Origin of the sequence: Micromonospora sp. WMMC264 (assembly GCF_027497275.1) — a bacterium.
GTDB classification, from domain to species: Bacteria; Actinomycetota; Actinomycetes; order Mycobacteriales; family Micromonosporaceae; genus Micromonospora; species Micromonospora chalcea.
The window spans coordinates 5666034-5687974 of sequence record NZ_CP114907.1 but is presented as its reverse complement, the minus strand read 5'-3'; the positions used below and the strand labels follow the sequence as shown (position 1 = coordinate 5687974).

21 protein-coding genes are annotated in these 21941 nt (G+C 72.7%); 9 read left to right on the top strand and 12 right to left on the bottom strand.

Going from position 1 to position 21941, the window contains the following annotated elements; translation table 11 throughout:
- Positions 1-140 precede the first annotated feature (140 nt).
- Positions 141-1715 (bottom strand): LPXTG cell wall anchor domain-containing protein, encoded by a 1575-nt coding sequence (locus O7542_RS25195; protein WP_064447950.1) that lies wholly within the window; start codon positions 1713-1715, stop codon positions 141-143.
- 167 nt (positions 1716-1882) lie between these two features.
- Here O7542_RS25195 and O7542_RS25190 point away from each other — a divergent pair, with 167 nt between their 5' ends.
- Positions 1883-2365: a SigE family RNA polymerase sigma factor gene (locus O7542_RS25190; RefSeq protein WP_043327561.1), complete on the top strand. Its 483-nt coding sequence runs from the start codon at positions 1883-1885 to the stop codon at positions 2363-2365.
- Positions 2365-3411 carry an LCP family protein gene (locus O7542_RS25185; protein ID WP_043327560.1) on the top strand — a complete coding sequence of 349 codons (1047 nt, stop codon included), beginning with the start codon at positions 2365-2367 and terminating at the stop codon, positions 3409-3411. Before O7542_RS25190 ends, O7542_RS25185 begins: the two co-directional genes overlap by 1 nt.
- Positions 3412-3424: 13 nt before the next feature.
- Here O7542_RS25185 and O7542_RS25180 read toward each other — a convergent pair whose 3' ends face one another.
- Positions 3425-3634: a hypothetical protein gene (locus O7542_RS25180; RefSeq protein WP_030500565.1), complete on the bottom strand. Its 210-nt coding sequence runs from the start codon at positions 3632-3634 to the stop codon at positions 3425-3427.
- A gap of 137 nt (positions 3635-3771) precedes the next feature.
- On the opposite strand from O7542_RS25180, the gene O7542_RS25175 reads away from it, so the two are divergent.
- Both O7542_RS25175 and fbaA read left to right on the top strand, forming a co-directional pair.
- Positions 3772-4155, top strand: coding sequence for a phage holin family protein (locus O7542_RS25175; protein ID WP_043327559.1), 384 nt, complete (start codon positions 3772-3774; stop codon positions 4153-4155).
- A gap of 162 nt (positions 4156-4317) precedes the next feature.
- The gene (gene fbaA / locus O7542_RS25170) at positions 4318-5340 is read left to right on the top strand and encodes a class II fructose-bisphosphate aldolase (RefSeq protein ID WP_281605295.1); all 1023 of its coding nucleotides are present in this window, start codon (positions 4318-4320) and stop codon (positions 5338-5340) included.
- 92 nt (positions 5341-5432) lie between these two features.
- Here the strand turns inward: fbaA and O7542_RS25165 are convergent, their stop codons facing one another.
- The gene (locus tag O7542_RS25165) at positions 5433-6644 is read right to left on the bottom strand and encodes a hypothetical protein (RefSeq protein ID WP_281605294.1); all 1212 of its coding nucleotides are present in this window, start codon (positions 6642-6644) and stop codon (positions 5433-5435) included.
- 262 nt (positions 6645-6906) lie between these two features.
- Between O7542_RS25165 and O7542_RS25160 the strand changes: the two genes are divergently transcribed.
- The gene (locus O7542_RS25160; RefSeq protein ID WP_043327556.1) at positions 6907-7335 is read left to right on the top strand and encodes a DUF3151 domain-containing protein; all 429 of its coding nucleotides are present in this window, start codon (positions 6907-6909) and stop codon (positions 7333-7335) included.
- Positions 7336-7386: 51 nt separating this feature from the next.
- Here the strand turns inward: O7542_RS25160 and O7542_RS25155 are convergent, their stop codons facing one another.
- Together O7542_RS25155 and O7542_RS25150 are read right to left on the bottom strand one after the other, a co-directional pair.
- Complete coding sequence (locus tag O7542_RS25155; protein ID WP_166457370.1) at positions 7387-9471, bottom strand: chromosome partitioning protein; 2085 nt, start codon at positions 9469-9471, stop codon at positions 7387-7389.
- Between the two features lie 74 nt (positions 9472-9545).
- Positions 9546-10544, bottom strand: coding sequence for a diacylglycerol kinase family protein (locus O7542_RS25150; RefSeq protein WP_043327555.1), 999 nt, complete (start codon positions 10542-10544; stop codon positions 9546-9548).
- Between the two features lie 122 nt (positions 10545-10666).
- On the opposite strand from O7542_RS25150, the gene O7542_RS25145 reads away from it, so the two are divergent.
- From O7542_RS25145 to purD, 3 genes are all read left to right on the top strand, one after another.
- Positions 10667-11956 carry an adenylosuccinate synthase gene (locus tag O7542_RS25145; protein ID WP_043327554.1) on the top strand — a complete coding sequence of 430 codons (1290 nt, stop codon included), beginning with the start codon at positions 10667-10669 and terminating at the stop codon, positions 11954-11956.
- 173 nt (positions 11957-12129) lie between these two features.
- A complete protein-coding gene (locus O7542_RS25140) occupies positions 12130-13065 on the top strand; it encodes a type IV toxin-antitoxin system AbiEi family antitoxin domain-containing protein (protein ID WP_281605293.1) in 936 nt (311 codons plus the stop codon).
- 85 nt (positions 13066-13150) lie between these two features.
- Positions 13151-14398, top strand: a complete 1248-nt coding sequence (gene purD, locus O7542_RS25135; RefSeq protein ID WP_069088124.1) for a phosphoribosylamine--glycine ligase — start codon at positions 13151-13153, stop codon at positions 14396-14398.
- Positions 14399-14483: 85 nt separating this feature from the next.
- Here purD and O7542_RS25130 read toward each other — a convergent pair whose 3' ends face one another.
- From O7542_RS25130 to O7542_RS25115, 4 genes are all read right to left on the bottom strand, one after another.
- Positions 14484-14717, bottom strand: a complete 234-nt coding sequence (locus tag O7542_RS25130) for a hypothetical protein (RefSeq protein ID WP_281605292.1) — start codon at positions 14715-14717, stop codon at positions 14484-14486.
- Positions 14718-14912: 195 nt separating this feature from the next.
- Positions 14913-16478, bottom strand: a complete 1566-nt coding sequence (locus O7542_RS25125) for an AMP-binding protein (protein ID WP_281605291.1) — start codon at positions 16476-16478, stop codon at positions 14913-14915.
- Positions 16479-16645: 167 nt separating this feature from the next.
- A complete protein-coding gene (locus O7542_RS25120; RefSeq protein ID WP_064447943.1) occupies positions 16646-17860 on the bottom strand; it encodes an acyl-CoA dehydrogenase family protein in 1215 nt (404 codons plus the stop codon).
- A 1-nt stretch (position 17861) separates the two neighbouring features.
- On the bottom strand, positions 17862-18314 hold the full coding sequence (locus tag O7542_RS25115; RefSeq protein ID WP_043327552.1) for an SCP2 sterol-binding domain-containing protein: 453 nt from the start codon (positions 18312-18314) through the stop codon (positions 17862-17864).
- A gap of 78 nt (positions 18315-18392) precedes the next feature.
- Here O7542_RS25115 and O7542_RS25110 point away from each other — a divergent pair, with 78 nt between their 5' ends.
- Positions 18393-19031 (top strand): TetR/AcrR family transcriptional regulator, encoded by a 639-nt coding sequence (locus O7542_RS25110; RefSeq protein ID WP_030500578.1) that lies wholly within the window; start codon positions 18393-18395, stop codon positions 19029-19031.
- A gap of 45 nt (positions 19032-19076) precedes the next feature.
- Here the strand turns inward: O7542_RS25110 and O7542_RS25105 are convergent, their stop codons facing one another.
- Genes O7542_RS25105 through O7542_RS25095 form a run of 3 tightly spaced genes read right to left on the bottom strand, consistent with a single transcriptional unit; the run spans position 19077 to position 21940 of the window.
- On the bottom strand, positions 19077-19700 hold the full coding sequence (locus O7542_RS25105) for a DedA family protein (protein ID WP_043327550.1): 624 nt from the start codon (positions 19698-19700) through the stop codon (positions 19077-19079).
- Positions 19701-19724: 24 nt separating this feature from the next.
- Positions 19725-20984, bottom strand: a complete 1260-nt coding sequence (locus O7542_RS25100) for an adenylosuccinate synthetase (RefSeq protein WP_281605290.1) — start codon at positions 20982-20984, stop codon at positions 19725-19727.
- A complete protein-coding gene (locus tag O7542_RS25095) occupies positions 20981-21940 on the bottom strand; it encodes a hypothetical protein (protein ID WP_064448329.1) in 960 nt (319 codons plus the stop codon). Before O7542_RS25095 ends, O7542_RS25100 begins: the two co-directional genes overlap by 4 nt.
- Position 21941: the final 1 nt, after the last annotated feature.

Genomic DNA, 21941 nt, shown 5'->3' with positions numbered 1-21941 from the left:
TTGATCCCTGCGCGGGTCGGGCTCCCCCGGAAACCCTCGTGGATGCGCCCCGTCGGAGGCGTACTGCTGGTGGGTGTCTTGCTTCTATGTGGAGGTGCCCCGCCGACCGTTGGGTCGGCGGGGCACCTTTGTGCTTCTCGTCAGGCTACGAAGCGGGTCTTGCGGCGGCGGGTCAGCACGTAGCCGACCGCGCCGGCGGCGAGCAGCAGCGCGCCGAGGCCGGCGATCAGGCCGGTGGAGGAACCGGTGATCGGCAGCGTGCCGCCGTCACCGCCGCCCTGGCCACCGTCGCCGCCACCCGGCGCCGCGTTGACGACGACCTTGGCGGTGTCGTTGGCCGGCTTCAGGTCACGGTAGAAGCCGCCGTCGCACTCGCACGGCACGTTGATCTTCACGAGGCCGGTGTCGTTGGGGATCACCTTGTCGATCTTCAGGCCGAAGTCCAGCTTCACGGTGTCCCCGGCCTTCAGGAACGAGTCGAAGTAGCAGCGGTAGTGACGCGCGCCCGGCTTGCCCGGCTCACCCCACTCGTCGCCCTTCACCGGGAAGCAGTTCTCCGGCACGGCGGTCGTGGTGGTGCCCTTCGGCACGTCGAAGGTCAGGTACGTGACCGAGCTGCCGGAGCGGCTGTAGTCGAGCGTGGCCGGGCCGTTGTTGCGCAGCCCCACCGTCGCCTTGACGGTCGCGCCCGCCTTGCCGGTGACCGACGCGCCGAGCGCCTCCAGGTCGGTGCTGTTGTTGCCGGTGACCTTCACCTGCAGGTACGAGGCGTTGTTCTCCGGCCGCGGGTCGGCCTGGAAACCCCGCGCGGCGGCGCGGCCGGCGGCCTCGGCCAGCGTCAGCTTGCCGTCGGTGCCCGGCTTGCCGATGGTCACGTCGTAGTTGCCGAGGTAGTTCTCGAAGTCCTCGAACTCGTCCGGCGTCATCCAGATGATCTCGCCGTACCGGTTGCCGGGCGCCATGGTGTCCGCGCCGAGCGCGTACGGCAGCGTCGCGCCGAACGTGCTGCCGCCGGGGAGCTCCTCGTCGAACCGGCAGGTGCGCAGCTCGTCACCGACGTACGTGCAGTTGCTGTAGTGCTTGGCGGCGTTCATGCCGTAGTCGTTGTAGAAGACGACGGCGGCGCCCTTGGCGGTGGTCTCGCCGACGTTCGTCACCTTCAGCGGCGCGGTGAAGCCCTTGCCCGGAGCGGCCGACACCGTGGTCTCCGGGCCGGCGGCCAGGTCGACGCCCTCACCGACGCGCACCTTGGCCTCGTGCGAGACGCTGTCGACGCCGTTCGCCGACAGCGTCACCTTGAGCGTGCCGGTGTCGCCGTCCTGGGCCTTGCCGGTGGGCTTGATCTGCACCGGGAAGACGCCGGACAGACCCCACTCGTCGAGCTCCACCTCCCAGGGCGTCGTGCACACGAGCACGTTCGCCGACGGCGAGGTGCAGTCCGTACCGGTGTTCTCCTCCTCGCCGACGGTCACCTTGCCGGCGAGGCCGGTGAGGTCGTAGCGGACGGTGAGGTCGTGCAGCACGACCGAGGTCGAACTGCGGATGATGCTGTAGTCGATCTTGCCGTCTGAGTCGGCGGCGATCGTCGTGTCGCTGAAGTAGACGCCGAGCTTGACCTTGGGGTCAGCCGCGAAGCCGGGTGTGGCGGAGGCGGCGACGAACGCGCCTGCGACGCCCAACCCGGCGAGCAGACGCCGGCTGGAGTTGCTGAGCATGTGGAGGGTCCTCCCGTGGGGGTGATCAGGTGGAGCCCACGGAGCTTAAAGATTCCTTAAGGGATCGCGTTGTCCCAGATGATGAATATTGACCGAACGGATGATCGTCGCCGCCGCAATGTTCCAGCCGCCCGGGACCGTCCTTCAAACGGACACCGGGAGGTGCAGTGACGTACGAGGAGTTCGCCGACGCGCGGTTGGGCGCCCTGCTGCGGTACGCGGTCATGCTGACCGGAGACCCGCACCAGGCCCAGGACCTGGTGCAGGACACCATGGTCCGGGTGCAGCTGCACTGGCGGCGGGTGGCTCGCAGCGACGCCCCGGAGCGATACGTGCGACGCATGCTCACCAACCAGTTCATCGACTGGCGGCGCGGCTCGTGGGCGCGGCGCGTGCTGCTGCGCGGCGACGTCGACGACTCGGTGCCCGCGTCCGCCGACCACGCCCAGTCCGCAGTCGACCGGGACCAGGTCCGCTCCTGGCTGTCCCGACTGCCCCGGCGGCAGCGCGCCGCGCTGGTGCTGCGCTACTACGAGGACCTGCCGGACGGGGAGATAGCCGAGATCCTCGGCTGCGCCGTGGGCACCGTCCGGTCCAGCATCTCGCGCGCGCTGGCCACCCTCCGAGCCGAACTCGTGGAGGTCTCCTGATGATCGAGGACGAGCTGCGGGCCGCGTTCGCCCGCCTCGAGGAGTCGACCCCGCCCGTCGGCCCGGTCCGGGCCGCCGTCGACCGGGCGGTGATCACCCGCCGTCGACGCCGTCGGCGCGTACGCCTGGCCGGCACGGCGCTGGCGGTCGCCGCCGTCGCGTTGGTCGGCTTCACCGCCATGGCGCCCCGGCCACCGGCGCCCACGGCGGCGCCCCTGCTCGCCACGCCGGAGCCGGAACCCGGCGGCGCGCTGAACCTGCTGCTGCTCGGCGTCGACCAGTCGGCCGGCAGCCGCCGTGCCGACTCGGTGCTCCTGGTGCACGTGCCGGCCGACCGGAGCCGGCTCTACCTGGTGTCGCTCCCGCGTGACCTGCTGGTGCCGGCGCCGGGCGGAACGGAGAAACTCAACGCGACCTTCTCCCGCGCCACCGGTTCGGGCACCGACCTGGCGGCCGGCTACCGGGCGACCCGCCAGGCGGTCGCCCGGCTGACCGGGGTACGCGTCGACGCCGGCGCGGTGCTCACGTACCCGGGGGCCCGTGACCTGACCGACGCGGTCGGCGGCGTGCCGGTCTGCCTGCCGGAGCCGGTTCGCTCGGTGCACACCGAGCGGCGCTTTCCCGCCGGATGCCAGCGGCTCGACGGCGCGGCGGCGGTGGACCTGCTGCGGCAGCGGTACGGCCTGCGCGACGGAGGACTGGACCGCGACCGCAACGCGGCCCGCTACGCCGCCGGCCTGCTCCGCCAGATGCGTGAGCGGGGAACGGCGACCGATCCGGCGCAACTCAACCGGCTGCTCATCCGGATCGGCCCGGCCGTCACTGTCGACGCCGGTGACCTGTCGTTGCCGGCGCTGGTGGGCGCGACCGCCCGGGCCGGCGCCGCCGAGCCGGTCGCGGTCGCCTTCCCGGTGCTCGCCGAGTGGAACGGTCGCGGGTACGAGGCGGACCCCGAACTCACCCCGGGGTTCCTGGACGCGCTGCGGGCCGACCGGCTGGGGGAATGGGCCGCCGCCCATCCGGCCCGGGTCACCGCCCTGCGGTGACCCGGGCGCCGGATCAGCGGTAGTCGTCCTCGTCGGCGGTGACCACGCGGGCCTGCTCCATGGCGTCCCAGTCGTCGACCTCCAGGCCGCGGTGCGGCTCGCCGTCGCTGTCGTCGGTCACCGTGGTGGCCTGCTCGACCGCGTCGGCCGGCTCGGCCTCCAGATCCCGCTCCTCCGGGGCGAGGTGGTCACTGGGCGCGAAGTCCTCGTCGGGCTGACCCATCGTCCCTCCCTGATCTCCGTGCGGGCATCGTCCCCACCACCGTACGGGCTGGTCCGGGCCGCCGCCCGGCGGCGGGCGGAACGCGGAGTCGGCGATTGTCCCGCTCCCGGCGCGCGGCCGGTGCCAGGATGGTTGCCATGGGCTTTCTGATCCGACTGGCGATCACGGCGGTCGCGTTGTGGATCGCGACGCTGATCGTGCCCGGGGTGGAGGTGAGCGGCCGTAACACCGGCAACAACGTGCTCACCCTGATCGTGGTGGCGCTGGTCTTCGGTGTCGTGAACGCGGTGCTCAAGCCGCTCATCAAGGTGTTCGGCTGTGTGTTCTACCTGCTCACGCTCGGCCTGTTCGCGCTGGTGGTGAACGCGCTGCTGTTCATGCTGACCGACTGGATCGCCGGTCTGCTGAAGCTCCCGTTCCACGTGGACGGGTTCTGGGCCGCCTTCTGGGGCGCCATCGTGGTGGCGGTGGTGAGCTGGCTGATCAGCGTCGTCGTGCCGGACCGGCTGGAGAATCGGTGAGCAGCGCCCGGGCCGGTTGTGCCCCGTGCGCGCTCCTACGGGATACTGCCCGCGGTGGACAGCGCGGTCCGGCGCACCCGTGGACGTGAGCGACCGGAACGGTCGCGCCCATGGAAGACAGCGGCCTGCACGGCCGAGAGCGGTAAGTAAGGAGCGTTCGACATGCCCATCGCTTCCCCTGAGGCTTACGCGGAGATGCTGGACCGGGCCAAGGCCGGCCGGTACGCGTACCCCGCGATCAACGTGACCTCCTCGCAGACGCTGAACGCGGCGCTCAAGGGCTTCGCCGACGCGGAGAGCGACGGCATCATCCAGGTCTCCACCGGCGGCGCGGAGTACCTGTCCGGCCCGTCCGTGAAGGACATGGTGACCGGCGCGGTGGCGTTCGCCGCGTACGCCCACGAGGTCGCCAAGAAGTACCCGGTGAACATCGCGCTGCACACCGACCACTGCCCGAAGGACAAGCTGGACAAGTTCGTCCGGCCGCTGATGGCCATCTCGCAGGAGCGCGTCAAGGCCGGCCAGGAGCCGCTGTTCCAGTCGCACATGTGGGACGGCTCGGCCGTGCCGGTGGCGGAGAACCTGGAGATCGCCGAGCAGCTCCTCACCGAGGCCGCCAAGGGCAAGATCGTCCTGGAGATCGAGGTCGGCGTCGTCGGCGGCGAGGAGGACGGCGTCGAGAACGCCATCAACGACAAGCTCTACACCACCGTCGAGGACGGCCTGGCCATGGTCGACGCGCTCGGCCTGGGCGAGAAGGGCCGCTACATGGCGGCGCTGACCTTCGGCAACGTGCACGGCGTCTACAAGCCGGGCAACGTCAAGCTGCGCCCCGAGGTGCTCAAGCAGATCCAGGAAGCGGTCGGCGCCAAGTACGGCAAGGACAAGCCGCTCAGCCTGGTCTTCCACGGCGGCTCCGGCTCGCTGCTCTCGGAGATCCGGGAGGCGCTGGACTACGGCGTGGTGAAGATGAACATCGACACCGACACCCAGTACACCTTCACCCGCCCGGTCGCGGACCACATGTTCCGCAACTACGACGGCGTGCTGAAGGTCGACGGCGAGGTCGGCAACAAGAAGATGTACGACCCGCGTGTCTGGGGCAAGGCCGCCGAGGCCGGCATGGCCGCCCGCGTGGTCGAGGCCTGCGAGCACCTGCGCTCCACCGGCACCACCATGAAGTGACCCTCCGCTTGTAAGGAAGGGCCCCTTGTTAACGCCGTGCGTTAACAAGGGGCCCTTCCTCTACCGGAGGCGTTAAAAAGGGGCCCTTCCTTTCACTGCACCAGCAGGCGGACGGCGTCGCGTGCGTCGTCGGTCAGGTGGATCGTGTGCGACAGGTCGCCGAACGGGGACGCGGCGAACAGCGGCCGCAGCAGCGACTCCACCGGCAGCTCCGTGGTCCAGTACGCGCGGTCCAGGAACACGTACGCCCCGCTCGCCCCGTCGGTGCCGTAGAACGTCTTCGTGGCCGCCTGGAACACCTCCTGCACGGTGCCGGCCTTGCCTGGTGCGAACACGATCCCGCCCCGGGCCAGCCGCAGGATCGTGTCCTCCCGGATGGCGTTGGAAAAGTACTTCGCGATCCGGCCCGCGAACAGGTTCGCCGGCTCGTGGCCGTACAGCCAGGTGGGGATGGCCAGCCCGCCGGACCGGGCCCACTCGGTGCCGGGCGCCGACGGACGGGGCGACGGCAGCGACGGGCCGTCCGCGTACCGCTTGCGCACCGCCAGCGCCGCCGCCGTGTACCGCTCGTGGTCGGTGAAGTCCGGTGCGACGGCGAGCGTGTCGATCGCGGCGGACAGCTCCTCGGCCGGCCACGCAGCGAGGAACGCGCCGAGGTTCGCCGCCTCCATCACGCCCGGACCGCCGCCGGTCACCACCAGGCGGTCGGCCCGCGCCAGCTCCCAGCCCAGCACCGCCGCCATCCGGTACGCGACGCTGCCGCGCGGCACCGCGTGCCCGCCCATCACGCCCACCACCGACTGCGGGCCGTGCGCGGCCAGCCACGACCGGGTGGCGTCGGCCAGCGCGTTGTCCACACCGTGGTCGTGCAGTCGCTGCCCGAGCGCCTCGCGTACGTCCGGCAGCGCGCCGCCGTGCGCCCGGAAGTGCGCGTACACCCGGGTGTCGTACATCCCGGCGAACCCGCTCTCGGCGAACCCGGCGGCCAGCTCGTCGGCCGTGTAGAGGTGCGACGGCTGGGTCGGGTAGGGCAGCCCGGAGAACGGCGGGACCACGTTGGCGCCCCGCCGGACCAGGTCCGCGCCCACCTCGCGGCCGGCGAACCGGCAGCCCACGAAGAGCGTGCCGGTGACGTCGACGTGGCGCAGGTCGGGGACCGGGTCGAGGTCGAGGCGGAGGCCCTGCACGGTCAGCCCGGCCAGGGTCCCCCCGGCCAGCCGCTGCTCGAACGCGGTGCGGGTCTCGATCTCGTTGACGTGGGGCGCGTGCGGCTCGATGACGTCCGCGGGTGGTGGGGTCGGCACCCCGTCATCCTGCCTCCGCACGGCAAGTGCCGAAACCGGGGGCGGGAACGACAGGAGCCCGGCGGGCACGCCGCCGGGCTCCTGCGTAACCGGGTCCTGGGGAGGCTCCGGATCTGTATTTGTAGTGCAAGAACCACGTCGGCGGCATGGGCCGCGGGTACGTGTGCTCCCGCCGCAGGCGTGACGAAACCCTCAGCCGTTCAGCCAACCGTACGGGCGAGGCCCCTCGCGTACCCGATGGCGAAGCGGGTTGAATGGGGCGATGCAGAACCTGTTGCCTGAGCCACCGGCCACCCTGCTCCCGGCCCACGAGGAGGCCGACGCCGCGCTGGCGGCGGCGGCCGAGCAGGGCACCGACGAGGCGTACGCCGAGGTCGCGGCCCGCTTCCCGACCTACAGTGCGGCCTGGGCCGCGCTGGCCGGCCGCGCGCTCGCCGCGGGCCAGGTCGTCACGGCGTACGCGTACGCCCGCACCGGCTACCACCGGGGCCTCGACCAGCTGCGCCGCAGCGGCTGGAAGGGCCACGGCCCGGTGCCCTGGTCGCACGCGCCCAACCAGGGCTTCCTGCGCTGCCTCTACGTGCTGTCCCGCGCGGCGGGCGAGATCGGCGAGGCGGACGAGGCGGCCCGGTGCGCCCAGTTCCTCCGTGACTGCGACCCGGCCGCCGGAGACGCGCTCTCCGGCGACTGACCACTGCCGCGACGGCCGGTCCCCACCCGGGTACCGGCCGTCGCGCCCGTCCTACAGCCCTTCCGCCACCGACGCGGCGATCTTCAGCCAGGCGTCCCGGGTGGCGGAGGAGAGCTGCCCGTACCGCAGCGGCTCGCCGGTGTCGATGAGGCGCTCGTACGGCGCCAGCAGCACCGCCCGGGTCCGCGCCGCGAAGTGGGCCTGGATGGCGGGCAGGTCGATCTCCTTGCGCGACGGCGGCATCGACACCACTGTCACCGCCTGCCGGACCAGCCGCTGCCGGCCGCTCTGCTCCAGGTGGTCGAGCATCCGGGCGGCGGTCTCGGCCGAGTCGTTCCGGGCCGACATGGTCACCACGAGCTGGTCGGTGGCGTCCATCGCGGCCTGCCAGTTCTGCGCCCGGACGTTGTTCCCGGTGTCCACGAAGATCAGCTTGTAGAAGCGGCTGACCACCTCGCGGATCTCCGCGAACGCGGCGGCGGTGAGCATCTCGCCGCCGGTCGCCGACTCGTCCGAGGCGAGCACGTCGAACATGCCCTCGCCCTGCGAGCGGACGTACTGCGAGAGGTCACCCACCCGGCCGTGCGGCCCCTGGAACTGCGCCAGGTCGCGCAGCATGTCGCGCACCGTACGGGCGTGGAAGTCCTGCTGCGCCCGCATGCCGAGGGTGCCCTGGGTCTCGTTGTTGTCCCAGGCCAGCACGTATCCGCCGCGCTTCTGGCCGAACGTCATGGCGAGCAGCAGGATCGCCACCGTCTTGCCGGCGCCGCCCTTCGGGTTGACCACAGTCACCTGGCGCAGCCCGCCGAAGTTGCGGCGGACCATCTCGATGTCGCGCTTCACCTCCTGCTCGTGCCGCCCGGGCGCGAGCCGGACCAGCCCGATCTTGTTGACCACCGCGCGTACGCCCATGGTGGCCACCGGGTCGACCGGCCGGGCCTGGCGGCGGCGGGCGAAGTCCTCGGCGGTCGGGGGTACCGCCTGCTGCGGCGTCCAGCCCTGCTCCGGGTACGCCGGCTGCTGTGGTGGCTGGGGCGCGGCCGGGCCGGACACCGGCGGGGCGGGCACGTGCGGTGGCACCGGGGCGCCGGTCTGCGCCGGCCCGGTCTGCGCTGGGCCGTTGTGCGCCGGGCCGTTGGGCGCCGCGACTGCCTGCGTCGGACCGGCCTGCGCCGGACTGGCCTGCGCCGGGCCGGTCTGGGCCGGGCCGGGCTGTGGCGTCCAGCCGGGCGGCGGGTACCAGCCGGGCTGGCCGGGTTGCGGCTGGTAGCCGGCCTGTGGGTAGCCGGCCTGGGGATAGCCGGCCTGCGGGTAGCCGTTGCCGTAGGGCGACGGCGGCGCCGGCACGCCCGGCGACGGTGGGAACGGCCCGAGACGCGGCGGCTCCGGCGCCGGCTCACCCGTGCCCGGCGACGACGCTCCGGTGACCTGCGCCCGGCCGGTCACCGGGGCGGTGTCGGGCGGCGGGAGCGCAGTGCCGGCGACCGAGGCCCGGCCGGAGACGGCGCCGTCGGCGTGGACGGCCCGCGCCGGGTCGGTGCCGGACCCCGGCGTGTCGCTGTCAGCGGGAACGAGGTCCGGTGCGGAGTCGGCGGTGGCCCGCTGCGGCGGCTGGGCCCACGGAGACACGGCCCGGCCGTTGCCGGCGCCCTCGCCGTCCGCGTCGGCCGTCGTCCGCGCGTCGGCCGAGCGCGCCGTCGTCCGCGCGTCCTCCGGGTCGGCTGCCGTCCGCGTGTCAGCCGGGTCCGGCAGTGTCCGCGTGGCGGCCGGGTCGGGAGCGGGCGCGCCCTGCAACGAGGGATATGCGGCGGCCGGATCCGGGCCGGGCGCTCCCTGCGACGCGGGAGGCGTGGCGGCCATGACCGGTGAGCCCGGCTGGGCCGGCGGCGCGCCGGCAGGCGGCTGGTCGAGCGTGAACGGCAGGTCCAGATCGACCGCGGGCGCCGGTGGCCCCGGGACGTCCGACGTCGACGGCGTGGGGGCGTCGGCCGGCGGAAGCGGCCAGGGCACGGCCGCCCAGGGCGGGGCGGTCACCACGCCGTCGGTCTCCTCCGGCGGCCAGAGCGGCTCGACGTCCCGCTCCGGCACCTGCCCTCGACCCGGCACGTGGGCCCGGTCGTCGTTGTCGTGCACCACGGTTCCTCCCCATTCCTTCCGCCGAGGATAGGCGGTACGGCCAGCGGCGCGAGCCGGACGGGGATCGACCGAGGTCAGCCCGTCCAGACCGCCCAGGCGCCCGGCTCGGTCCACCAGGAGCGCTTGCGGCTCAGCTCGCCCTCGACGCCGTCGTCGAGGAAGGGCACCTTCTCGTCGCGGGGCACCACCGCCACCGCACGTCCCCGCGCCCGCCGTACCTCCAGGCGGACCTTCTTCCGGCCCAACGCCGACCGGGTCACCACTGGTACGGCGACGCCGACCGTCACCCGTCCGTCGGCCGGGTCCGGCCCGCCCAGCAGGTCCACCTCGCCGAGGCGCGCGTACCCGCCCGCGTTGCCGATCGCGCACGCGGTGATCGGCTCGGCGCCGTCACTGAGCACCGTGCCGTCGACCTCGACCCGGGCCCGCCAGTGCAGCGGCCGGCCGGCGTCGTCGGCGGCGCCGAGCAGCGCGCCGTCGAGCGTCACCGAGCCGCCGTCGTTGCGCAGCAGGTCCAGCCGCCGGGCCGTGCCGTCCAGCACCGCCGCGGCCACCCCGGCCGGATCCCGGGGCAGCCCGAGCTGCGCGGCCAGGTCACGCGCCGTCCCGGACCGGGCCGGATCGAGCGGGAGTACGCCGACCGGGGGCAGGTCGGGCACCGTCCGGTTGTCCGCCAGGTCCGCGGGGCGGCGGCTCGGCGGCGGAGCGTACCGGCGCACCAGCCGGCGCAGGACGGCGCGCAACTGACCGTCACTGGCCGTGGCGACGATCAGCCGGGTCTTGCCGTCGGGGTCCGGCCAGGTGAGGCCGTCGGGGCGCGGTGGGCCGTCGAGCCGGGCCAGCACCTCGTCGATCTCGGCGTCCGACCGGGCGGTCACCGTGGTCACCCGGGCACCCCGGGCGGTCAGCTCGTCCGCGCAGGCCAGCACCGGTACGCGCGGCGTCTCGCAGCGCTCCTCGCCGCTCTCGGCGGCGGTGTCGTCCGCGCCGCCGCAGCAGGCGCCGCCGCTGCCGCAGCCACCACCGGGAGCGTCCCGCTCCGAGCCGAGGGTGAGCAGCACCACGTCGTACACGAAGGAGCCTCCTGCTTCTCGACCAACCCCTGCTGGTCCCGCCGTCACTACTTGTTAGCCTGACACCCCGGGCTCGCAGACCGGTCGCCACCTGGCACCCGAGCCTTCTGGAGGCGGAAGAGATGCCAGCGATCGTGCTGCTCGGCGCCCAGTGGGGCGACGAGGGCAAGGGCAAGGTTACCGACCTGCTGGGTGAGCGGGTCGACTACGTCGTGCGCTACTCCGGCGGCAACAACGCAGGCCACACGGTGATCACGCCGGACGGCCAGAAGTACGCGCTGCACCTGATGCCGTCCGGTGCGCTGTCACCGAGCGCGATGATCGTGATCGGCAACGGCGTGGTGGTCGACCCGAAGGTGCTGCTGCAGGAGATCGACGGGCTCGCCGAGCGCGGCGTGGACGTGTCCCGCCTGCGCATCTCCGGCGACGCGCACCTGATCATGCCGCACCACCGGGCGCTGGACCGGGTGGTCGAGCGCTACCTCGGCAGCGCCCGCATCGGCACCACCGGCCGGGGAATCGGCCCCGCGTACGGCGACAAGGTCGCCCGGATGGGCATCCGCCTGCAGGACCTGCTCGACCCGGGCATCCTGCGCAAGAAGCTGGAGCTGGCGCTCCGCGAGAAGAACCAGCTGCTGTTCAAGGTCTACAACCGCAAGGCGATCGACGTCGAGGAGACGGTCGAGGAGTACCTCCAGTACGCCGAGCGGCTGCGCCCGTACATCGCCGAGACCCGGGTGATGCTCTGGGACGCGCTCGACCGCGGCGAGACCGTGCTGCTGGAGGGCGCCCAGGCCACCATGCTCGACATGGACCACGGCACCTACCCGTTCGTCACCTCGTCGAACCCGACGGCCGGCGGGGCGTGCGTGGGCGCGGGCATCCCGCCGACCGCGATCACCAAGGTCATCGCGGTGAGCAAGGCGTACACGACGCGGGTGGGCTCCGGCCCGTTCCCGACCGAGCTGTTCGACGACAACGGGCAGCACCTGCGCAAGGTCGGCCACGAGTACGGCACCACCACCGGCCGGGAGCGCCGCTGCGGCTGGTTCGACGCGGTGGTGGCCCGGTACGCGTGCCGCCTCAACGGCGTCACCGACCTCGTGGTCACGAAGCTGGACGTGCTGACCGGCCTGGCGAAGGTGCCGATCTGCGTCGGGTACGAGATCAACGGCGAGCGCTTCGACGACATGCCGATGACGCAGACCGACTTCCACCACGCCACGCCGATCTACGAAGAGCACGACGGCTGGTGGGAGGACATCACCAAGGCGCGCACCGAGGACGAGCTCCCGGAGAACGCGAGGCGCTACATCGCCCGCATCGAGGAGCTGACCGGTACCCGCGTGAGCGTGGTGGGTGTGGGCCCGGGCCGAGAGGAAAACGTCCTCCGCCACCCCCTCCTCCCCTAACCCCGCCCTTTGCACCACTCCGTTGATCATGAAGTTAGCGGCTGTTTTGTAGATCCACATCGCCGCTAACTTCATGATCAACGGGGCGAGGGCGAGGGGTGGGTTATCCACAGGGTGGGGTGGGTTGTCCACAAGGGCTTCGCGTGGGTGGGGTGCGCGGGGACGCTCGGTGGGTGGAACGGGCTTGGGTGATCCGGCAGATCGCGCGTGACCAGGGCGGCGTTGTCACCCGTGTGCAGGCGCTCCGAGCCGGCTACAGCAGGCACGAGATCGACAATCTCCTGACCTCGCGCCGGTGGCGGCGGCTGGCTCGTGCGACCTACGCCGTCGAGCGCTCCGGCCCCGACTGCGTGGAACGGCGTCGGCGGATCCGGGCGGCGGTCCTGTCGCTGGGCCCGGCGGCGCATGCCGTTCTCGGGACGGCCGCCGAGCTGCACGGGATCGCGGGGCTGCCGAGAACGGGTGCGATTCACGTCGCGCTGCCGGGTCGGGCCGCCCGGCCGGCCCGCGTCAGGGATCCTGCCGTGACGTTGCACCAGTTCGAGCATCCCGAGCAGGCGCTGACGACTGTCGACGGCATTCCGGTGACAACTCCCACGCACACGCTCGCGGGACTCGTCCTTCGGATGCGCCGCTACTACGCGGTAGCCCTACTCGACTCGGCGCTCAACCAGGGAGTGATCGACGAGGGCGAGTTCGGCGCCATCCCCGCACTGATCGCGGGCCGGAGGGGTGTGGTGAGCGCGCGTCGCCATCTGGCCGAGGCGAACGGCGGCGCCCAGTCTCCGCTGGAGACGCGTACCCGGTTGCGGTGCGTCGACGGCGGCGTTCCGCCCGACGCGCTCCAGATCGAGGTGCGCGACGCCGATGGTTACCTGCTCGGCATCGGTGACATGGGCTGGCGGGCGGCCCGGGTGATCGCCGAGGCGGACGGGAGAGATCCGCACTCCACGCCCGGTGCGCTCTTCGACGACCGGCAGCGGCAGAACCGCCTGACCAACGCCGGCTGGACCGTCCTCAGATTCACCTGGCCCGACACCCTCCGCCCCGACTACATCCCCCAGGTCGTCCGCGCGGCACTGGCCGCGAGGAGCGGGGATCGATCATGAAGTTGACGGCGATTTCGATCTCACATCCTGCCGCCAACTTCATGATCAACGAGGTGGGGTGGGGTGGTCAGTAGGATGCGGGGTCGTGCGCGTACTTCTTGTGGGTGGTGGTGGGCGGGAGCACGCTCTCGCGCTCGGACTCGCCGGGGATCCGGCTGTCGAGGCGCTCGTCGCAGCGCCGGGGAATCCGGGGATCGGCGAGGTCGCCTCGCTTCGGGAGGTGACACCCACCGACCCGGCGGCCGTGGCGGCCCTCGCCGTCGAGGTCGCGGCGGACCTGGTGGTCATCGGCCCGGAGGCGCCGCTGGTGGCGGGCGTCGCCGACGCGGTACGCGCCAAGGGCATCGCGGTGTTCGGCCCGAGCGCGCAGGCGGCCCGGCTGGAGGGCTCGAAGACGTTCGCGAAGGACGTGATGACGGCTGCCGGTGTCCCGACCGCGCGCGCGTACACCTGCGAGGACGCGGCTGCGGTGGCGCGGGCGCTGGACGAGTTCGGCGCGCCGTACGTGGTGAAGGACGACGGGCTGGCCGCCGGCAAGGGCGTCGTGGTCACCGACGACCGGGCCGCCGCCGAGCGGCACGCCGCGGAGTGCGGCCGGGTGGTGATCGAGGAGTACCTGTCCGGTCCCGAGGTCTCCCTGTTCGTGGTGACCGATGGTGAAGCGGCGGTGCCGCTGCTGCCCGCGCAGGACTTCAAGCGCGTCGGCGACGGCGACACCGGCCCGAACACGGGCGGGATGGGCGCGTACGCGCCGCTGCCGTGGGCCCCGCCGAACCTGGTGGACGACGTGATGCGCGACGTGGTGCACCCGACGCTCGCGGAGCTGCGCGACCGGGGCACCCCGTTCGCCGGCCTGCTCTACGTGGGCCTGGCGATCACCCCGTCCGGCCCGCGCGTGATCGAGTTCAACGCGCGCTTCGGCGACCCGGAGACCCAGGTGGTGCTCGCCCTGCTGGAGACGCCGCTGGGTGGGCTGCTGCACGCCGCCGCCACCGGCACGCTCGGCGCGCACCCGCCGCTGCGGTGGCGCGACGGCGCGGCGGTGACAGTCGTGGTGGCGGCCGAGGGCTACCCGGCGGGCCCGCGTACCGGTGATGTGATCACCGGCGCGGACCGCGCCGGGATCATCCACGCCGGGACCCGCCGCGACGCCGACGGCACGTTGCGCTCCGCGGGCGGCCGGGTCCTCTGCGGTACGGCGACCGGCCCGGACCTGGCCGCCGCGCGCGACGCCGCCTACGAGTTGGTACGCGAGGTCGAGCTGGCCGGCTCCCACCACCGCACCGACATCGCGGCGGGTGCGGTGGAGGGCCGGATCACGATTCCCGGCTGACGATGCCGCGCCGGTCCGATGGACGGTGAACGCCGGAAGTTCCACATGGCTCCCGGCACCCCAGCCACGTTGCCGGGTGTGCCGGTCACCGGCCTCGCCTACGGATCAAGAGGGCGAGCACGCTGAACGCGGCGCCGATGATGGCGCCCACGACACGCACCCCCTCGGTGGCGGTAGCCCCGACGCCCACGCCGGATCCGGCGAGCATGGTCAGCAGCAGGACGGTCAGGAGTCCACTGCCCGCAATCGACCAGATCCACCGTTCAGGGCCGCCGCCTTGGTGGCCGTCGCCGTTTCCGCCCGGGACCGGTAGTCCCATACCGCACATCCCTCCGCTGACGTCGTCGACGCCGGCCGCTCCAGAAGCCGCTTACGGTTAACTATTGACACTAAGCGATGGGAGCACGCGGATGGGAGCTTGGCTATGAGATTCCCATGCTGATATCGGCATAGCTGCATACTCGACTGACGGGCGACGCCCCCGCGGCGGGACCGGTTCGCGGGGCGCCGTCCGTCAGTCGAAGTAGCGGCGCAACTCCCGGCTCAGCACCTTGCCGGTGGCGTTGCGCGGCAGGTACTTGACGAACACCACGTCGCGGGGCACGGAGAAGCGGGCCAGGTAGCGCCGGACGTACTCGCGGACCGCGTCCGGGTCGAGCGTCTCGCCCGGCCGCAGCGCCAGGAACGCGGCCAGCCGCTGGCCGTAGTCGGGGTCCGGTACGCCGATCACCGCGACCTCGCGGACCTGCGGCAGCCGGGCGATCAGGTCCTCCACCTCGGACGGGAACACGTTCTCGCCGCCGGAGACGATCATGTCGTCCGCCCGGCCGTCCACGAAGAGCAGGCCGTCGGTGTCGAGCCGGCCGAGGTCGCCGGTGTCCAGCAGGCCGTCGCGGCTCTCCCGCCCGACGCCCGAGGTGTAGCCCTCGAAGAGCATCTCGTTGCCCACGAAGATCCGCCCGACCTCGCCGTCCCGGACGGGGCGGCCGTTCTCGTCCAGGATCGCCAGCCGGGTGCCGTGCGGCGGCCGGCCCGCGGTGGTGGGCGCGGCGCGCAGTTCGCGTGGGCCGGCGATGGAGGCCCAGGAGACCTCGGTCGAGCCGTAGAGGTTGTACAGCACGTCGCCGTAGCGGTCCATGAAGGCGGTGGCCAGGTTGCCGGGCAGGGCGGATCCGCTGACCGCGACCACCTTGAGCGGGGGCCGGGGCAGCGGCGGCTCGACCTCCATGAGTCGTTGCAGCATCACCGGTACGGCGAACATCGCGTCGCACCGCTGGGCGACGAGCGCGGTCAGCGTGGCGGCGGGGTCGAATCGGCGGTGCAGCACGACTGTGGCGCGCAGCGCGAACGAGACCTGGAGGGCGGCGTACCCCCAGGTGTGGAAGATCGGCGCGGCGATCATGGTGGTGTTCCGCGCGTGCAGCGGGATGCGGTCGATGATGGACACCAGCGGGCCGAAGCCGTGCGGGGTGGGGCGGCGGGCGCCCTTGGGCGCGCCGGTGGTGCCGGAGGTCAGCACTATGGTGCGGCCGTCCCGCTCGGGCGGCTGGAGTTGTTCGCCGGGGACCGCGGCGGCGATCAGCTCCTCGTGCCGCCGCTCGTCGACCCGGTGCACCTCGGCGGGGAGGGCGAGGACGCGCTCGGTGAACTCGCCGTCGTGGACCAGGACGCGCAGACCCTGTTCCTCGGCCACGGTGCCCAGCTGAGCCGCGGACAGGCCGGTGTTTACCAGGACGGCGTCCGCGCCGAGCAGCATCGCGGCGACTATCGCCTCGATCAGGCCGTGGTGGTTGCGGCAGAGCACGCCGACCCGGTCGCCGGCCTGGACGCCGAGGTGGGACCGGAGGGAGCGGGCCAGCCGTTCGGAGCGCTCCAGCAGTTCCTGGTACGTCATGGTGGCGCCGCGCTCGTCGACCACCGCGACGCGGCCGGGGTCGCGGGCGGCGGCCTGGCGCAGCTCCCCGGCGAGGCTCCAGCCCCACCGGCGCAGCGCGTTGAGCTGCGAGACGACCCGGATCGGGCGGCCCGGGGTGAGCAGTCCACGGCGGGTCAGCGTGGCGGCGATGAACGGCAGGTCCAAGGCGCAACTCCTTCGCGTTCGTGGTTCGTCGACCAGGCTCCGGACGGATCGGCCGTCCGGTTTTGCGTGATCTTGCGCCCGATCGCGGGTCGGGTCGGCCAGGCGGGGGCGCCCGGCCCGCGACGGCGCTGCCTGTCGTCACGGGCCGGGCGGCGTGCCGCCGGCGGTCAGCGGATCTGCATGCCGGAGATGGCCCGGGAGATGACCAGCCGCTGGATCTCGGAGGTGCCCTCGAAGATGGTGTAGATCTTGGCGTCGCGGTACCACCGCTCGACCGGGTGGTCGCGCAGGAAGCCCGCGCCGCCGAGGAGCTGGACCGCCTTGTCGGTCACCGAGACGGCCACCTCGCCGGCCTTGAGCTTGGACATCGAGCCTTCGCCGGCGGCGAACGGCCGGTTGTTGCGGCCCATCCAGGAGGCGCGCCAGACCAGGAGCCGGGCGGCGTCGATCTCCATCTTCATGTCGGCGAGCGCGAACGCGACCGCCTGGTTGGTGATGATCGGCCGTCCGAACTGGACCCGTTCCTTGGCGTAGTCCAGGGCGTACTCGTAGGCGGCGCGGGCCACGCCGAGCGCCTGCGCCCCGACTGTCGGACGGGACAGCTCGAACGTCCGCATCGCCGCCTGGCCGGAGGCGCGCTGCCCGGACCGGGCGCGGGCCAGACGCTCGTCGAGCGCGTCCTTGCCGCCGAGCAGGCAGCGGCCCGGCACCCGGACGTCGTCGAGGAAGACGTCCGCGGTGTGCGAGGCGCGCAGCCCGAGCTTGCGCAGCTTGCGGGTGGCGGTCAGACCGGAGGTGCCCGGGGGTACGACGAACGCGGCCTGCCCGCGCGAGCCCAGCTCGGGGTCGATCGAGGCGGTGACCACGTGCACGCCGGCGATGCCGCCGTTCGTGGCGTACGCCTTCTGCCCGTTGAGCACCCACTCGTCGGTGGCCTCGTCGTAGACGGCGCGGGTACGCATCGATCCGACGTCGGAGCCGGCTTCCGGCTCGCTCGTGCAGAACGCGGCGACGGCCGGGGAGTCGACGTCGCCGAAGCACTGCGGCACCCATTCGACGAGCTGGTCGGGGGTGCCGGCGCCGTAGATCGCGGCGACCGCGAGCGAGGTGCCGAAGATGCTCAGGCCGATGCCGGCGTCACCCCAGAAGAGTTCCTCGCTGGCGATCGGCAGGGAGAGGCCGGTGGGGTCGGCCCAGCAGGTGGCGAGGAACTCGAAGCCGTACAGGCCGACCTTCGCCGCCTCCTGGATGATCGGCCACGGGGTCTCCTCCCGGGCGTCCCACTCGGCCGCGGCCGGGCGCACGACCTCGGCTGCGAAGCCGTGCACCCAGTCGCGTAGATCCCGCTGTTCCTCGTTCAGGTCGAGCGAGAACTCGGCCATGTCAGGCCTTGGGGATGTCGAACAGGTTGGCGATGTTGGCAGCCAGGCCCAGGTCGCCCTTGGCCTTCAGCTTGCCGGTCATGAACATCATCACCGGGTTGGCGCCACCGGAGACGATCTTCAGGAACTCGACCGGGCCCATGGTGAGGCTCAGCTTCGGGTCGCGGGTGGCGGTCTCCGAGACGGTGCAGGCGCCGTTCTCGATGACGATCTCGTACGTGTCGGTGCCACCGTCCGGGCGGCCGGTGATGTTCCAGTGGATGACCGCGTTGGTGGCACCGGCGCGGTCGGCGCGGAACAGCGTGGGCATCCGGTTGAAGACCTCGCTGAGGATCTTGCCGCGCGACTCGCCGGACATGATCTCGGCGATCTTGGCGTCCGGCGTGGACTTGACCAGCTGCGCGAACTCCTTGGGGCCGACGTTCGCGAAGTTGGCCGGGTCGAAGTCAGTCATCAGGAAATGCACCTCTCGGGCGGGGCCAGCTTGGTTACTCTGGCGTAACCCTACGCACGGGTAGGTATGCTCGCAAGAGTGTCCAGCACGCCGACCTTCAAGCGCCTCCCCCGAGCCGTACGCGAGCAGCAGATGCTCGACGCGGCGGTGAAGGTGTTCTCCCGTCGCGGCTTCCACGCCGCCAGCATGGACGAGATCGCCGACGACGCCGGCATCTCCAAACCGATGGTCTACGCCTACCTCGGCACCAAGGAAGAACTCTTCATCGCCTGCCTGCACCGCGAGAGCACCCGGATGATGGAGGCCATCGCCGGCGCCGCCGCCCCCGACCTGCCCGCCGACGAGCGGCTCTGGCGCGGGCTGCGCGCGTTCTTCGGCTTCGTCGGCGCGCACCGGGACGGCTGGGCCGTGCTCTACCGGCAGGCCCGCGGCTCGCAGCCGTTCGCCGCCGAACTCGCCGCCATGCGGGGACGGCTGGTCGAGGTGGTGGCCGGGATGCTCGACCACGCGCTGCGCGCCGCCGGACGGGAGGTCGGCGCCACCGACCTGGAGGTGGTCTCGTACGCGCTCGTCGGCGCCTCCGAGTCGCTCGCCGACTGGCTGGCCGACCACCCGGAGGCCGATGCCGGCAAGACCGCGACCCGGATGATGAACGTGGCCTGGCTCGGCGCCGACCAGCTGTTGCGCGGCGCCACCTGGCACCCCGGCGCTGTGTAAGGAAGGGCCCCCTCTTAACGCCTCCGGTAGTGGAAGGGCCCCTTTTTAACAGTCGCGGCGCGCGGCGGCTCGCCGGTGTGCCCGCCGCCGGCCCCAGCGGGCGGCCTCGAACAGCCCGGTGACCGCGAGCGAGATGGCGACCCCGGCGAGGAGCCCGGAGACGGGGTTGTGCTCGAACGCCAGGCCGCCGAAGTAGCCGAGCAGCGTGCAGTAGATCCCCCAGGTCGCGCAGGCCAGCGCGTCGTACAGCAGGAACATCCGCACCGGATAGCGGACCGCACCCATGGTCAGCGTGACGGCGGTGCGGCCGCCGGGGACGTACCGGGCGGTGGTCAGGATCATCCCGCCGCGCCTGTCGACGGCCCGGCGGGCCCACTCGGAGCCGGCCCGCCGCCGGCTGTCCGCCGGGAAGCGGGCCAGCCGGTGCGCGCCGCCGCCGCGCCCGATCGCGTAGGAGACGTGATCGCCGACGAGCGCGCCGAACGCGGCGGTCACGATCACCAGCGCCAGGTCCGGCTCGCCGCCCGCCGCGAAGACCCCGGCCGTGATCACCACGGTCTCGCCGGGCACCGCCGGGAAGAACGCGTCGACGGCGGTGACCGCGATGATCACCAGGTACACCCACGGTGAGGTCACCGTGTGGTGCAGCAGGTCGAGCGCGTCCCCCATGCACCCATGCTCGGTGGTGCGGTGTTAAGCAGGGGCCCTTCCCATACAAAAGGCGTTAACAAGGGGCCCTTCCTTCTCCTCGGCCGTGGGCCCGCGCGACGTGAGCACCACCGGCGCCCCCAGCGCCTCCGAGACCGCCCCCGCCCAGTCGGCGGGCGCCGAGTCCAGCACCGGCCGGGCCCGCATCAGCCGCCCGGTGAGCGCCGCCTGCCGGTCCAGGTCACCGGCCGGGCCGGGGACGAGCCGGTCCAGGCCCTCGTACCGGCGGCAGATCCGCAGCTCGGACCCGGCCAGGTCGAGGTGGGTCAGCGCCAGCCCGTCCACCCCGCCGGCGACCTCCAGCGCGTACCGGTGGGCGACCGCGTCGAAGTGCCCGAACCGGAACCGGCCCTGCCAGGGGTTCGTCCCGTTGTGCCGGTCGGTGAACGGCAGCGTCGCGTCCTCGGTGACCAGCGGCCCGGGACCGTGCCGCGTGGTGGTCGTGCGCAGCACGCCGAGCCGCTGCGCGGTCCCGGCCAGGCCCGCCTCGGCGAGCAGCGTCTCGGCGTTGGCGAACGTCGTGGTGCTCCACGTCGTGTACGGGTGGAAGCCGTGCCACTCGTCCAGCAGCACCCCCTGCGCGCCCTCGAACACGCAGGTGCCCTCGCGCAGCGCGGATGCCAGCCAGGTCCGGTCGACGATCGCCACCCGGCGCGCGAAGGCCGCGTACGCGGGCAGGCAGTCCTGGACCGGCGGCGCGTCCAGCGGGCCCAGCTCGGCGGTGAGCCGGTCCCGCAGCGCGGTCAGCCGCCGGCGCAGCACCGCCGGGCGGCGGCAGTCCGCCACCCGGGGTGCCTCGTCGGGGTGGGCGAGGCCGTACGCGACCGCCTCGCCCACCCCGAGCCCGCAGGAGCCGTGCCGGTCGGCTCCCCGGGCGATCTCCCGGGCGCGGTTGGCGGCCCGGTGGTACGGGGTGGCGAGCAGCGCCTCCCCGTCCACAGTCAGACGGTCGAGCGCGTCTGGTACGCCGACCGACGCGAGGTGGTCGGCCTCGGCTGCCAGCGCCAGCGGGTCCACCACCACGTGCCGCGCCAGGTGCGTCCGTACGCCCGGACGGAACGTCCCGGCGCCGAACTGCGCGAACGTGTGGTGCCGCCCGTCGCGCAGGACGACGTTGTGCGCCGCCTGCGCGCCCCCGTTGAACCGGACCACCGTGTGCACCTGCCGGGTGGCGCAGAGCAGGTCCACCACTGTGCCCTTGCCGGCGTCGCCGTAGCCGAGGTCGACCACCATCACGTGGTTCACAGCCGGGTGACCCCGCTTCCGCCGTCGGCCGGGCTGAACGGCAGCGTCGCCACCGCGCGGCGGCCGGAGCCGAGCCGGGCGAGCGCCTTCGAGACGGTCCGGGTGGCGGTGGAGCCGGCCCGGTCCAGGTCGCGCAGCCCGGCGTCCAGGTCGATGGCCTGCTCGCCGAGCCCGACGGTGAGCGCGATCGTCTCGCAGACCGCGTCCAGGTCGTCCAGCTCGACCGCGTTCTGCCCGAGCAGGCCGCGCCAGAAGTCCAGCACCTTGCGGTTGCCCGCGTAGTGGCTGCCGGCGGGCAGCAGGTAGTAGGTGTCCCAGCGCGCGGTCACCTCGTCCACGATCTGCCGGACCGGCACGTCCTCGCTCAGGTCGTCGCCGATCAGCCGGGCCACCTCCGCGCGCTTCACCCCCGCGTACGCCAGCTCGTCGCCGATGATGAACAGGTAGCCGCGCCGGCCGCGCTTGTCCCAGCTGTCGGTGGCCGTGTGCCGGGCCATGAAGTACAGCGCCAGCTCGTACGACTCCATCATCTGGCCGCCTCCGCCGCCCTCCAGCACGATCCGGCCGAGGTCGTCGTCCATCCGGTTGTCGGACTCGAACTGCCCGATCTGCAACGGCACCCGGTCGCAGGTGGCGTCGCCGATCGCGCCGAACATGATCTGCGGGTCGCTCGCGTACCCCTGGCGCAGCAGCAGGCCGAGCAGCTGCGGCAGCTTGCTCTGCAGCACCCGGGGCACGTGCCCCATCGAGCCGGTGACGTCGAACAGCACGGCGATCGGCGTCGACTGCGGGTGCTCGGCGGAGTCGCGGCTCTCCCGCAGCGCGTCGCGCGGGTCGAGCGCCGGGTGCACCTTGCGCGCGCCGCTGTCGCTGTACGAGAACGCGCTCTTGCCGGTGCGGCGCCGGTAGCGGTCGGCGGCGTCGTACACGTCGGTGGACCAGATTCCACTGCCCATG

What these genes read in the sequence shown, in the direction of transcription:
- O7542_RS25160 (WP_043327556.1), top strand. Translation starts at nt 6,907, where the DNA reads ATGCAGAACCTGTTGCCTGAGCCACCGGCCACCCTGCTCCCGGCCCAC.
- O7542_RS25195 (WP_064447950.1), bottom strand. Translation starts at nt 1,715, where the DNA reads ATGCTCAGCAACTCCAGCCGGCGTCTGCTCGCCGGGTTGGGCGTCGCA.
- fbaA (WP_281605295.1), top strand. Translation starts at nt 4,318, where the DNA reads ATGCCCATCGCTTCCCCTGAGGCTTACGCGGAGATGCTGGACCGGGCC.
- O7542_RS25095 (WP_064448329.1), bottom strand. Translation starts at nt 21,940, where the DNA reads ATGGGCAGTGGAATCTGGTCCACCGACGTGTACGACGCCGCCGACCGC.
- O7542_RS25180 (WP_030500565.1), bottom strand. Translation starts at nt 3,634, where the DNA reads ATGGGTCAGCCCGACGAGGACTTCGCGCCCAGTGACCACCTCGCCCCG.
- O7542_RS25145 (WP_043327554.1), top strand. Translation starts at nt 10,667, where the DNA reads ATGCCAGCGATCGTGCTGCTCGGCGCCCAGTGGGGCGACGAGGGCAAG.
- O7542_RS25105 (WP_043327550.1), bottom strand. Translation starts at nt 19,700, where the DNA reads ATGGGGGACGCGCTCGACCTGCTGCACCACACGGTGACCTCACCGTGG.
- O7542_RS25130 (WP_281605292.1), bottom strand. Translation starts at nt 14,717, where the DNA reads ATGGGACTACCGGTCCCGGGCGGAAACGGCGACGGCCACCAAGGCGGC.
- O7542_RS25175 (WP_043327559.1), top strand. Translation starts at nt 3,772, where the DNA reads ATGGGCTTTCTGATCCGACTGGCGATCACGGCGGTCGCGTTGTGGATC.
- O7542_RS25120 (WP_064447943.1), bottom strand. Translation starts at nt 17,860, where the DNA reads ATGGCCGAGTTCTCGCTCGACCTGAACGAGGAACAGCGGGATCTACGC.
- O7542_RS25185 (WP_043327560.1), top strand. Translation starts at nt 2,365, where the DNA reads ATGATCGAGGACGAGCTGCGGGCCGCGTTCGCCCGCCTCGAGGAGTCG.
- O7542_RS25115 (WP_043327552.1), bottom strand. Translation starts at nt 18,314, where the DNA reads ATGACTGACTTCGACCCGGCCAACTTCGCGAACGTCGGCCCCAAGGAG.